11 protein-coding genes are annotated in these 11,950 nt (G+C 50.7%); 4 read left to right on the forward strand and 7 right to left on the reverse strand.

Annotation, left to right across the window (positions count from 1 at the left end; translation table 11 throughout):
• Positions 1 to 18 precede the first annotated feature (18 nt).
• The 3 genes from ureB to H6G46_RS16380 form a co-directional block, all read right to left on the reverse strand.
• Positions 19 to 336 carry an urease subunit beta gene (gene ureB, locus H6G46_RS16370; RefSeq protein WP_010873106.1) on the reverse strand — a complete coding sequence of 106 codons (318 nt, stop codon included), beginning with the start codon at positions 334 to 336 and terminating at the stop codon, positions 19 to 21.
• Positions 337 to 371: 35 nt separating this feature from the next.
• Positions 372 to 836, reverse strand: coding sequence for a DUF6790 family protein (locus H6G46_RS16375; protein WP_010873107.1), 465 nt, complete (start codon positions 834 to 836; stop codon positions 372 to 374).
• 77 nt (positions 837 to 913) lie between these two features.
• Positions 914 to 1,870 carry a 2-methyl-6-phytyl-1,4-hydroquinone methyltransferase gene (locus tag H6G46_RS16380; RefSeq protein ID WP_010873108.1) on the reverse strand — a complete coding sequence of 319 codons (957 nt, stop codon included), beginning with the start codon at positions 1,868 to 1,870 and terminating at the stop codon, positions 914 to 916.
• A 68-nt stretch (positions 1,871 to 1,938) separates the two neighbouring features.
• Here H6G46_RS16380 and H6G46_RS16385 point away from each other — a divergent pair, with 68 nt between their 5' ends.
• From H6G46_RS16385 to radA, 3 genes are all read left to right on the forward strand, one after another.
• Positions 1,939 to 2,898 carry a DNA polymerase III subunit delta' gene (locus tag H6G46_RS16385; RefSeq protein ID WP_010873109.1) on the forward strand — a complete coding sequence of 320 codons (960 nt, stop codon included), beginning with the start codon at positions 1,939 to 1,941 and terminating at the stop codon, positions 2,896 to 2,898.
• Between the two features lie 318 nt (positions 2,899 to 3,216).
• Positions 3,217 to 4,557: an urea ABC transporter substrate-binding protein gene (urtA, locus tag H6G46_RS16390; RefSeq protein ID WP_010873110.1), complete on the forward strand. Its 1,341-nt coding sequence runs from the start codon at positions 3,217 to 3,219 to the stop codon at positions 4,555 to 4,557.
• 201 nt (positions 4,558 to 4,758) lie between these two features.
• The gene (gene radA, locus H6G46_RS16395) at positions 4,759 to 6,276 is read left to right on the forward strand and encodes a DNA repair protein RadA (RefSeq protein WP_010873111.1); all 1,518 of its coding nucleotides are present in this window, start codon (positions 4,759 to 4,761) and stop codon (positions 6,274 to 6,276) included.
• Here radA and H6G46_RS16400 read toward each other — a convergent pair.
• The 4 genes from H6G46_RS16400 to nusB form a co-directional block, all read right to left on the reverse strand.
• Positions 6,273 to 6,857, reverse strand: a complete 585-nt coding sequence (locus H6G46_RS16400; protein WP_020862273.1) for a pentapeptide repeat-containing protein — start codon at positions 6,855 to 6,857, stop codon at positions 6,273 to 6,275. The genes radA and H6G46_RS16400 overlap by 4 nt on opposite strands.
• Positions 6,858 to 7,064: 207 nt before the next feature.
• A complete protein-coding gene (locus H6G46_RS16405) occupies positions 7,065 to 8,687 on the reverse strand; it encodes a sodium:proton antiporter (protein WP_010873113.1) in 1,623 nt (540 codons plus the stop codon).
• Positions 8,688 to 8,734: 47 nt separating this feature from the next.
• Positions 8,735 to 9,208 (reverse strand): DUF2996 domain-containing protein, encoded by a 474-nt coding sequence (locus H6G46_RS16410; protein WP_010873114.1) that lies wholly within the window; start codon positions 9,206 to 9,208, stop codon positions 8,735 to 8,737.
• Between the two features lie 30 nt (positions 9,209 to 9,238).
• Positions 9,239 to 9,904, reverse strand: coding sequence for a transcription antitermination factor NusB (gene nusB / locus H6G46_RS16415; protein WP_014407122.1), 666 nt, complete (start codon positions 9,902 to 9,904; stop codon positions 9,239 to 9,241).
• A gap of 228 nt (positions 9,905 to 10,132) precedes the next feature.
• Here nusB and H6G46_RS16420 point away from each other — a divergent pair, with 228 nt between their 5' ends.
• Positions 10,133 to 11,941, forward strand: coding sequence for a phosphodiester glycosidase family protein (locus H6G46_RS16420; protein WP_223211271.1), 1,809 nt, complete (start codon positions 10,133 to 10,135; stop codon positions 11,939 to 11,941).
• Positions 11,942 to 11,950: the final 9 nt, after the last annotated feature.

The raw sequence follows: 11,950 nt of genomic DNA on the forward strand, positions 1-11,950 counted from the left end.
CTTTTGGGCAGATTCTCTTCACTCTAGAGGGCCGTTCACCAAGCCATTGAAGCCATAGATTTCCCGACTGCCAGCATAGGCCACTAAGTTAACGTTTTTTTCGTCCCCTGGCTCAAAGCGCACCGCCGTTCCCGCTGGAATATCCAACCGCATCCCCTTGGCCAAATCCCGGTCGAATTGCAGAGCGGCATTGACTTCGTAGAAATGGTAATGGGAACCCACTTGAATAGGGCGATCGCCAGTGTTGGCCACATTAATAGTGCAGGTGGAGCGGCCTACGTTTAGTTCTATGTCACCTTCGGGGGTAATGATTTCGCCAGGAATCATAGTTGCCATATGGTTAGTTGAGCTATGGGTATTAGTCGATTGGCTTAGGGCTGCCAAGCAAAAAACAAGATACCCCCCAACAGTAACCCCAAAAATAGATCCGTGGCCATGGCGTAGTTTTCTTTCGCATTGCGTTCGGGTTGCAAAATATGGTTAATGCCCGCCAAAAGATAAAAAATTCCCCCGGCCAGAGCGGCCCCCAGCACCCACGCGTTGACGAAGATACTCCCCAAAGCCACACTGGCGATCGCCAAATTGCCGATGCCCAACTCTTTGACCAAAATCAGAGAGTCTTGACTTTGAACACCTAGAATTTTCTCGGCAGTGAAACTTGGTTTAGTGATTTGCACCACCCCAGCTAAAAATAGCCTCACCCCCACCCCCCAAAACACAAACCAGCGGGCCAGCACATCCACCAAAGCTTGGCTATTGCCGGAAGTGGTCCACTCCAAAGCAATAGAAAGTAGGGGAAAAACTAAAATTACCAGAGTTACAAGCAGAAAGTACATAATAGTTCTGGGAAATGCAGTCAAAAACCTCAAATATTCAGCTAAATTAAGAAATTAGCGAGTTCTTACGTGGCAATTTAAGCTTGAGTGGCGTTTTTTCGCACTGCTTTGAACATACCGAAGCGACAAAGTCCTACCCCAAAGGCAAGGCGCATCAATAAAATAGTCGGTACTTCCCGCACGGATTTGATAAACCCACGAATGCCGTATTGTAACCAGCCCTGGGGCCGGATAATGCCCTGCCAAATGGTATCCAACCAAGCGGGGAGGGTCGGTACAGTCCAATCAGCAGTAGTCACCTGGCCCTCCACCAAACCCGTGGCTTCCAAATTTTCCGCAAAACCTTCAATGCTGGCAAAGGCAGGGTGGGACCATTGATCCAACAGTTGTCGCATCACTGGTTTTTCCCAGAAGTTGAGGGGCACTTGGCGATCGTCCCGTTGATTCCAATCCGCCACCACCAGAATGCCCCCTGGTTTCACGACCCGCAGTAATTCCTTGGCAAACACAGCTTTGTCAGGCATGTGGGGCCCTGCTTCCACCGACCAAACTACGTCGAAACTACCGTCAGGAAAAGACAAAGCCATAGCATCGTCCACCGCAAACTTGGCCGTCACATCGGGAGGAGTTAATTCCGTCGCCCGTTTCACCTGTTGGGGACTAATGGTGATGCCGGTAACGTTAAAACCATAATCTTTGGCGAGAATGCGACTGCTACCGCCAATGCCGCAACCCACATCCAATACCGTTGTGCCGGGGGGAAGTGTATCTAATCCGCCCCACTGGGCCATGGCATGGACAAAATCAATTTTCGATTGGATGAAATCCTTGGCCACTGGCGGATCGCCATAATGGCCGAGGTGGATATGGTCGCCCCAGTAATATTCCAAAATGCCGTCCTCTGTCCATTGGTCGTAGGCGTTGGCCACGGAATCCGATGACTGATAGCCCCGGGCAGTTAGGAGATACAGTCCAGCGGCGATCGCCAGGGAGAGGGAAATTAGGCCAGCGGGCAGAAGCAAATACTCGGGCATGGAATAGTTAAAACAGCAGGGAAAATTAAGTATTAATCTTGTTTAGGGTAACAAAGTTGGGCAGGGCCATGAATCGCTTCCAATCTATCCTTGGTCAAGACCAAGCCATTGCTCTACTCCAACAGGCGATCGCCCAGAAACGCATTGCTCCGGCCTATTTGCTAGTGGGGCCAGAGGGGGTGGGCAAAAGTTTAGCCGCCAAGGCCTTTGGGGAAACCTTGCTAATGGGCTTGGGTACTAAAAGCGATCGCCAGGAACGTTTTTTTGCCGGGAATCATCCCGATTTATTGAAAATAGAACCCACTTTTCAACACCAGGGCAAACTGCTAACCGCCAGCGAAGCAGACCAGGCTGGACTTAAACGACGGGCGGCTCCATTAATCCGAGTGGAACAGGTGCGGGAAATCAACCGTTTCCTCAGTCGTCCCCCGTTGGAAGCAGACAGGGCTGTGATTCTGATCGAGGAAGCCCAAGCTATGAATGAAGGGGCCGCCAATGCCTTGCTCAAAACCTTGGAAGAACCAGGAAGGGCTACTTTAATCCTTTTGGCCCCCAGCGTTGATGTCCTGTTGCCCACCATTGTTTCCCGCTGTCAACGCATCCCCTTTTATCGTTTAGGGGAAGGTGATATGACCAAAATTTTGCAGAGATTGGGCCGTCAGGAAATCCTCCACCACCCCGAACTGTTGGCGATCGCCCAGGGGAGTCCCGGTCTGTTATTTCAAGCTTGGGAGCAAATGCAGAGCATTCCGGCGGAACTGCGGCAAAAGTTAATGCAACCACCAACTAGTCCTCTAGCAGCCTTTGATTTGGCCAAGATGGTGGATGGCAACTTGGATAACAGTGCCCAACTCTGGTTAGTGGACTATCTCCAGTATCACTATTGGCATGGCCACCACCAACGGCCATGGTTAGAAATTCTGGAAAAAGCCCGTAAATACCTGGCCGCCTACGTTCAACCTCGGCTAGTGTGGGAAACGACTTTCCTCGCCCTTTATCGTTTAGAAAACTCTGGCGATCGCCGATAATTCCCCAATAACTAGCCCCAAGATTGTTCTTGCTGAACGGTTCCAATGCTAAGCCTCCCTGACAATGGGGACAAAACAGGCGCAAAAGGGGCTTAGTCGGACAAAACGGTATCCTATGCTACATAATTTTTTCTTAACCTACTCGTAGTATGGGGTCTTATTTGTTTCCGGCGGATTTACCCTGGAAATCCACTGCCTTGTTGACCAAAATAAACTGCGGATAAAAACTTTTTAAGAGCACTGTTTCCGCCCAATAAACTCCTCCCCACCAGCCAACAAGCATATTTAGAATCCTTACGAGGTAATAATTTTTCGCGTATGACTAACCCTTTTGGAAGACGTAAATTTTTGCTGTATGGATCAGCAACCCTAGGCGCCAGTCTATTGCTCAAAGCCTGTGGCGGCGGCACGGAACCTACCACCGAACCCACTGCTGAACCGACTGAGTCCCCCACCACCGGTACTGCTCCCACCGGGGAACCGATTAAAGTTGGTTTGCTCCACTCCCTCAGTGGCACCATGGCCATCAGTGAAACCACCGTGGTGGAAGCGGCGGAACTGGCGATCGAAGAGATCAATGCGGCCGGTGGAGTTTTGGGTAGACCCATTGAAGCCATCAAAGAAGATGGAGCTTCCGATTGGCCGACTTTTGCGGAAAAAGCGGCTAAGTTAATTGACCAAGATAAGGTACCCGTAGTCTTTGGTTGTTGGACTTCCGCCAGCCGGAAAGCGGTACTGCCGGTATTTGAAGCCAAAAATCATATGCTTTGGTACCCAGTACAGTACGAAGGTCAGGAATGTTCCAAAAACATTTTCTACACCGGTGCCGCCCCCAACCAACAAATTGAACCGGCGGTGGATTGGTTGCTGGAAAATAAAGGCAATAAGTTCTTCCTGGTGGGTTCCGATTACGTTTTCCCCCGCACTGCTAACACCATCATTAAAGAGCAGTTGAAAGCCAAAGGTGGCGAAACCCTTGGGGAAGATTACCTACCCCTGGGTAACACCGAAGTTACCCCTATCATCACCAAAATCCGGGAAGCCCTGCCCGATGGCGGCGTAATTTTCAACACCCTGAATGGGGACAGTAATGTTGCCTTCTTCAAGCAGATCCAAGCCGCTGGTTTGACCCCCGATAAATATCCGGTCATGTCCGTGAGTGTGGCGGAAGAGGAAGTACGTCAAATTGGTAAGGAGTATCTGCTCGGCCAGTTTGCTTCTTGGAACTATTTCCAGAGTGTGGATACCCCTGCCAACCAAAAATTTGTGGCAGCTTTTAAGGCTAAATACGGTGAAGACCGGGTGACCAACGACCCCATGGAAGCAGCTTATATTTCCGTTTACCTCTGGAAGGCGGCGGTGGAAGCGGCTGGAGATGTGGGTGAAACTCCCGAAGGCTTAGAAAAAGTCCGGGCGGCGGCGATTGGTAAAACCTTTGACGCTCCGGAAGGCATGGTGACCATGCAACCCAACCACCACATTTCCAAAACTGTCCGCATTGGGGAAGTCAATGACGAAGGTCAGTTCACCATTGTTTGGTCCAGTGATGGCCCCGTGGACCCCATTCCCTGGAACCAGTTCGTACCGGAAACCAAAGGTTTCACCTGCGATTGGACCCGCACAGATGTGGAAAATCCTGGTAAGTTCAAGGCCAGCTAAATTGGCCTAGTTTTTACTAGTTTTTAACCGAGTAAAGAACTAAAACACTGCTCACTGATTGTTTGATGGTTTGAATTATTACGGCCATTGGCCCCATTGATTTCCCTAGAACGGAATTTGAAGGGGCCAGTGGTTTTTTCTTGCTCCATTCGGCGTGATTAGGTGAAGATAGGGCCCTAAGTTTCTCCTCCATTGACAACCATGGCTAAAGCCCGGACAAAGTTTGTTTGCTCTGCCTGTGGGGCGGATCATGCCCAATGGTTTGGCCGCTGCCCCAAATGCCATGAGTATGGAAGTTTGCAGGAGGAAATTGTCAATGCCGTTTCTAGTGGTACCAATCACCGTAGTTTAGGGGCGCAAAAATCCCGTTCTTCCAAGGTAAAAACCGGCCAGCCCCAGGCGGCTTTAACTTTTTCCCAGATTCGCCAGGAAAATCAAGGGCGTTTCCTCTCTGGTTACGGGGAGTTGGACCGGGTTTTGGGAGGGGGCATTGTGCCAGGGGCGTTAATTTTAATTGGCGGAGATCCGGGCATTGGCAAATCAACTTTGTTGCTCCAGGTGGCTTTCCAGTTGGCCACCCGTTTGCCCCGGATTTTATACGTTTCAGCGGAGGAATCAGGACAACAAATTAAGCTCCGAGCCACCCGCTTAGGCATTACCCAAACCGTTGAGCCAAGCCAAGCTCAAGATGGCATAAACAATCTTGCCCACGATGGCAATTTATTTGTTTTACCGGAAACTAATTTGGACGATATTTTGCGGGAATTGGAAGCCTTGCAACCCCAGGTGGCCATCATTGACAGTATTCAAAATTTATATTTTCCGGCCCTTAGTTCGGCCCCTGGTTCCGTTTCCCAAGTGCGGGAATGTACGGGTTTATTAATGCAATTGGCCAAGCGAGATCACATTAGTTTGTTTATTGTGGGGCACGTAACTAAAGAAGGGGCGATCGCCGGGCCGAAGGTTTTGGAGCATTTGGTGGATACGGTGTTGTATTTTCAGGGCGATCGATTTGCATCCCATCGCTTGCTGAGATCCGTAAAAAATCGTTTTGGGGCCACCCAGGAAATCGGCATTTTTGAAATGGTGCAATCGGGGCTGCAGGAAGTGCTCAACCCGTCCCAATTATTTTTGGGCAGTCGGGAGGAATTTATGTCCGGCACCGCCATCACTGTGGCTTGTGAAGGTACCCGCCCCTTGGTGGTGGAATTGCAAGCTTTAGTGAGTCCCACCAGTTACGCTTCCCCTCGGCGATCGACTACTGGGGTGGACTACAATCGCCTTTTACAAGTTCTGGCTGTATTGGAAAAACGCCTGGGGGTACCCCTCTCTAAATTGGATGCGTACCTATCGGTGGCGGGGGGTCTGGAGGTGGAAGAACCGGCGGTGGATTTGGCCATGGCGATCGCCTTGGTGGCTAGTTTCCGGGACCGGGTGGTGGACCCAACCATGATTATTCTGGGGGAAATCGGTTTAGGCGGCCAAATTCGTCCCGTTTCCCAGTTAGAAATTCGTTTAAAAGAAGCGGCAAAGTTAGGGTTCAAAAAGGCCATTGTGCCCAAAGGTCAAACGGGCATTGAATCCGCTGGCATCAAGCTGATCCCTGTAGGCAAGGTCTTTGCGGCGATCGCCGTTGCTCTACCAGCCAACGAAAATACAACGGATCAAGGCAATGGGTCAGAAGCCAAAATTGAGGAGGACTTAGGTAAAAAGGATTAGGGACAAAATAGAGTCTCTTTTGTTTCTCGTCCTGTGACTGGATTGGTTCCCTTGGCTAGCCCACAAAGATAGTCCTCCGTGTCGGGCCGCAGAATAATATCCGTCAAATCAGCCCCTTCGATGTCTACTTCCCCAAACTTGGTATTGGTGCCAAAGGAACCCTCCAAGCGAGCATTGCGAAGATTAGCATGGGTCAAACGAGCCGATTCAAAATCTACGCCCCGGGCATCGGCCCCCTCTAAAATAGCCCCATCCATGTTGGCAGAAAAGAATCGTGCTCCCTGCAGATTGGCTCCAGTGAAGTCCGCCCCCCGTAAATTGGCATGGTCAAAGATGGAGCCCCGCAGATCCTGATGGGAAAAATCTGCCCCCACTAAGTTACCCCGGTTATAGTCTAGGGCTAGGCTAGGGCTTGCGAGGCTCCCCAAAGCGAGGATAAAAGTAGCAACTAGAATGCCAGTCCGGACTACGAACTGCCATCGGCCAAGGGACTGGGGCTTTTCCCTCTGGACCCTGGCGATCGCCTTCCATGGGAATAGATTGGGGGTGAAAAATTTTTGACAAATTACTAAAAAATTCATTAACATTCAGCTCCCATAGCACTTACCTTTTTCCACTATACATCAGTGCCTAAGAGCCTGTTGGTCGAGTTTTAGCTTGTCCCTAAAACCGAGCCGTTAGAAATCCGATCATGGGGGAGAAATTTTATTTAGTTTCCCCAAAAATTGGAGAGTCAGGAGAAATTTTAAAAGCGAACTAAATTGTGGTTACCTCTGCCGTTAAGTTCGTCAGTCATCCTGCAGGGCTAAAAGTTTTTCATTCAACACCTGTAAATATTCATCACTGATGTCATCGGCTAATATACCCTTTGCTAAGGCATCATTAATGGCACTTTTTTCTGCTATGTAGAGACGCCGATATAGGCCATCAATGTATTTCTTTTCCACTTCGCCCTCGGAAAAAATTAAATTTCTCTGGTTATAAAATTCTCTTAATTCTTGCTCAGAGTTGGCAATACGAGCTTGATAATCGGCGAATAGTTCTTCATATAAAAACTTAGGTAAACTTCCCGCTTCTAACAAATATTTTAACTCTCCTTGGGCGGCCTTAGCTGTGACCAAATTCAACTGGAGCATGGCAATTTTTTGAGCCAATGGAGAAGGTTTGCTTAGTTGCAATTTTTTCACCACCCAAGGCAAACTCAAACCCTGGCCAATTAGGGAAACCATCACGGTGCTGAATACCAGTGTCACCACCTGATCCCTTCCTGGTAGAGTCAGGGGCAAGGCTAAGGCCAGGGCCATCGAAAGGGAGCCTTTGACATTACCCGCAATTAAAACGTGTTGCCAACGCAGGGGCAGGGGGCGATCAAAAAAGCTGAGCAGATAAAGCAAGGGATAAATGGAGAAAACACGACCAATTTGATAGGCCACAATGGCAATCAGGGCTGCAGGAATGGTGGAGAGGAGAATACTCGGATAGACTTCAATGCCCACCAACAGAAAAATAAGAGTGTTAACTCCGAAACCGGCGTATTCCCAAAAACTTAACAGGGTGACCTTAATCGAGGCGGAGGTCTGTTTCAGAGCCAAATTACCAATTACCAACCCTGCCACCACCACGGCGATCGCACTGGAAACCCCCAGCATTTGACCAATTTGGAAAGTTCCAAGGGAAACGGACACGGTGAGGAGAATATCACTCAGGTCATCGTTGAGTTGGCGAAAAAGACCCACACAGAGATAGCCCAGCCCCAGCCCCACCAAGCCGCCCCCCACAAAGGCAACAAAAATTTGTCTAATGCCTTCCCCAGCGCTAAAGCCTCCTTGGATATGGATGGTGGTAATGACGCTGAGCAACACCATGGCCACCCCGTCATTGAGCATACTTTCCCCTTCCACAATGGTGGCTAAACGGCGGGGAACTGGCACACTCCGAAAAGCGGCAATGACGGAAACGGTGTCAGTGATAGTGAGGATAACACTAACCCCAGCGGCGGTAACCCAAGCCAAACCCAGGCCGATTTTTAACAACACAGCGGTGATAGCGGCCGATATTACGACCCCAGGGCCGGCCAACACAGTAATAGGTTTGATGGTGCTGCGTAAACGGCTGATGTCGGTGTTGATTGCCGCTTCAAAAATGAGAATGGGCAAAAAGAAATTCAGGATTAGTTCCGGATTTAGTCCAACCGATAGACCCCGGGGAATGGCTAAACCAGCCAAGACTAAGCCGATCACATAGGGAATTTTTAGCCAGCGGGCCACCAAGGCCACCAGGGTGGCCACTAAGAGAAGAATGATTAGATTCTCCACTAGGGTGGTGATGGCTAAATTATTGAGGATTAGCTCCGGCTCGGTGGGCAGACTCTGGATATTAATGTCGGCGAGGAGCACAGGGAGCTTAATCATGGAGCTGGGGAGTTACTTTTGCTGGGGCACTGGGAGTTGATCTGGGTTTAGTTGCCCCCTAGCCATTTTTGACCGTTTAACCGTTGCAGGGTGTAGAGCACCATCAGATCCAGGGTTACTTTACGCTCGTCAATCATAAAGGACTCTAGAGTGCTGGGGGGGCGATTATCCACGCTGTAGGCAAAGCCTTTGGGACCTTTGATGTCTTCCTGGAAGAAGTAGAGGTTGAACTGTTTGGAAATTTGGCGATCGCCGCTCCAGGTGCCTTGTACTTGCCAATAGGGGGTGTTGTCAGCGCCGGGGATGGCAATGGGCTTTTTGCTAAAATCCAGGGCCACCGGACCCAGGCCAATTTTGCCGAGGGCACTTTGGAGGGCCGGCAGAAAATCTTGGTTGATGAATTCGGTGAAGGGCTTCTCTTCCACTGCGGGGGGTTTAGCTTTCTTTTCAGCGGGGGCTTTGGCTTCTGTCATTAATTTGGGGAGGCGATCGCCATATACGTAAAAGGGAATGAGCGCCACTGGAGGCAGTCACAAAAAAAATAACAAATATTAACGGGGTTCACCAGGGGTGACGGGGGCTCCGTCAGTCTTTTTTTCGGTAACTCGGCGCAAGACCCCATTGATAAAACGGTGACCATCCTGACCCGAATAACGTTTGGCCAACTCCACTGCTTCATTGATGGCGACTTTTTGGGGCACACCGAGGTAATCCAGTTCGGCGATCGCCAGACGGAGTATGTCTTGATCTATTTTGGCCAGGCGGGACAGTTGCCAGTCCACCATGGCTTCTTGCAACTGCTCATCAATCTGCTGACGGCGGCGACAGACGGTGCCAATCAATTCCAACGCAAATTTTCGTACTTCCATTTGCCCCGCCAACTGCAACGTTTCCGGTAAATCCACCGCTAGGGCTAGGCGATTAATCACCGTTTCCGTTAGGGTCATAGCCTCTTCCAACATGGCCTTAGCACTGTTGAGGTTGCTAGCCCGGATTTCACTGTTTAACAGGCGTTCATGGCTACGACTCAATTCCGCCGAGGCCGTTTCTAAAATTTCATGGACTTCCCCACTCAGGGTGCGGGTGGCGGCCAACAACAATGCTTCCAGGTCGCCTTGCTCCAAGGTTTCGGGCTTAGTGTCCTTGCGGCTCAATTGGCTCAGGCTCAACAGGGACAGTTCACGGGCCACACGGCGGGGTTGTTGACGGGCAAGCATAGGTTCAAATCTCAGCAAATCAGGAGTAATACTTTCTCTGATCCTATGGCCATTGTTGGTTACTTGGATAATCTGGCCCAAGCCTAGGCGATCGCCGACTGGATTTCGATTACCATGCAACTCACCAATGCCGATGGGTTTACCCTGTGCCAGAGCCGGCACCAAAGGATTGGTTCCATTGTGGATTAATGGCAGAATGGCTCCATGGCCCTAGGGGATTTGCTGAAAATGGTTAATTGGACTAGAAATTGGTTTGGTTTTTCGTGCTTATTTGTTCTTACTCTGGCGGTAATGCTGGGGCTAAAACTGTTTTTGCCCAGTCCAGTGGTGGCCCAATCCTCTTCAGATTTTATTCAACAGGGCAATCAAATTAGCATTGACGGTAAATCCTATCCTGTGGCCTGGGGTCAATGGCAGGAGGGAGGCCAGACCCGCACCGGCCTTGGGGATACTGGGGCCATGCAGTTTCTAGGGCTAGATCTGCTTGATAACACCAGCCCCAATCAGCAACCTGTGCAATGGTTCAGTGGCGATCGCCAAACTTTAAACGCCCGTTTTGTCGCTCCCAATCGTTACCTGGATGTAACTTCCCTCTTGCAAGGCTTCGGACCGTTGCAAGCCCAGGGCAATACCCTCGTGATGCCCAACACCAATGCCCAAATTCTGACCGTGCGGGACGGTAGGCAATCCTGGGGGGAAAGGGTAGTGTTGGAACTAAGCCAACCAGCCTTTTGGCAAGTGAGCCAAGCCAGGGAAGAAGCCGTTGTCACCATTAACGCCAGCAGTACCATCGGTAGCCAAGGCAATGCCAACGCCCCCGGACTACAGGCCATTGACCAGGACGATTTGGGTGGTAAAACCAGCGGCGGGCAACAAATTCGTTATCGCCTGGAAAGATCAGGGGCCAGCAGCAAAGTCCATTTTCAATTACCCGTGGGTTACAAGCTCCAGGTTAGTACTCTTACTTCTCCCTTCCGTTTGGTAATTGATGCCCGGGCTGATGCTCCTCCGGTCAAAACTATCAACTGGACAGAGGGCATTACTTGGCAACAACGCTTTGTCAATATCAGCGGCGGCCAATTTCCCGTCACCACCGTCACCATTAACCCCCGATCTCCAGGCATTTCTTTACGACCTTTGATGGCCAATCCCACCATGGCCCAGGGCACAGCACCGTTGGTGACCATTGCTAGGGATCAACGGGCGGCGGTAGCTATCAATGCGGGCTTTTTCAACCGCAATAATCAACTTCCCCTAGGGGCAGTGTGGAGTCAGCAAAATTGGCGATCGGGGCCGATTTTGAACCGGGGGGCGATCGCCTGGAATGACCAGGGACAAACCACTTTTGGGCGCCTATCTTTGTCGGAAATAATCACCACTGGGTCTGGTCAACGCTTAACCGCCAATTATCTCAACAGTGGCTATGTGCAACGGGGCATTGCCCGCTATACCCCCGCCTGGGGCCCCAGCTATATTCCCCTCAGTGATAACGAACAGGTTTATGTGGTGCAAAATAGCCAGGTCACTGCCCAATATCCTTTGCCCAAAGCGGGCCAACAGCAAATGCCCATTCCCAGCGATGGTTATTTAATCATTGACCGGGGCAACCAAATTCCCGCCGGGGTTCTGGCTGTGGGAACCACCCTTAACGTCAATGGGCGATCGACGCCGGAAGCTTTCAACGCTTTCCCCAACGGCATGGGGGCAGGGCCCTTATTAATTGACCAGGGACGCATGGTGCTCAATGCAACAGGGGAAGGTTTTTCCAGTGCTTTTCAACAGCAACGGGCCTCCCGCAGTGCGATCGCCGTGGACAGAAACGGCAACATTATCCTGGTGGCTAGCCATAACCGGGTGGGGGGAGCTGGAGCTAGCTTGGGGGAATTTGCCCAAATTTTGCAACAGTTGGGGGCGGTGAATGCGTTGAATTTAGATGGCGGCAGTTCCACCTCCCTGGCCCTGGGGGGTCAGTTGCTGGATCGATCGCCAGTGACGGCGGCCCGGGTGAGCAATGCCATTGGCGTGTTTGTTCGTTAAATAATGGTT

It is taken from the genome of Synechocystis sp. FACHB-908 (assembly GCF_014698595.1).
GTDB lineage: Bacteria > Cyanobacteriota > Cyanobacteriia > Cyanobacteriales > Microcystaceae > Synechocystis.

Excerpts from the sequence above, each read along its gene's own strand:
- radA (WP_010873111.1), top strand. The coding sequence starts at position 4,759 with ATGGCTAAAGCCCGGACAAAGTTTGTTTGCTCTGCCTGTGGGGCGGAT.
- H6G46_RS16405 (WP_010873113.1), bottom strand. The coding sequence starts at position 8,687 with ATGATTAAGCTCCCTGTGCTCCTCGCCGACATTAATATCCAGAGTCTG.
- ureB (WP_010873106.1), bottom strand. The coding sequence starts at position 336 with ATGGCAACTATGATTCCTGGCGAAATCATTACCCCCGAAGGTGACATA.
- H6G46_RS16380 (WP_010873108.1), bottom strand. The coding sequence starts at position 1,870 with ATGCCCGAGTATTTGCTTCTGCCCGCTGGCCTAATTTCCCTCTCCCTG.
- H6G46_RS16375 (WP_010873107.1), bottom strand. The coding sequence starts at position 836 with ATGTACTTTCTGCTTGTAACTCTGGTAATTTTAGTTTTTCCCCTACTT.
- nusB (WP_014407122.1), bottom strand. The coding sequence starts at position 9,904 with ATGCTTGCCCGTCAACAACCCCGCCGTGTGGCCCGTGAACTGTCCCTG.
- H6G46_RS16400 (WP_020862273.1), bottom strand. The coding sequence starts at position 6,857 with ATGAATTTTTTAGTAATTTGTCAAAAATTTTTCACCCCCAATCTATTC.
- H6G46_RS16385 (WP_010873109.1), top strand. The coding sequence starts at position 1,939 with ATGAATCGCTTCCAATCTATCCTTGGTCAAGACCAAGCCATTGCTCTA.
- urtA (WP_010873110.1), top strand. The coding sequence starts at position 3,217 with ATGACTAACCCTTTTGGAAGACGTAAATTTTTGCTGTATGGATCAGCA.
- H6G46_RS16420 (WP_223211271.1), top strand. The coding sequence starts at position 10,133 with ATGGTTAATTGGACTAGAAATTGGTTTGGTTTTTCGTGCTTATTTGTT.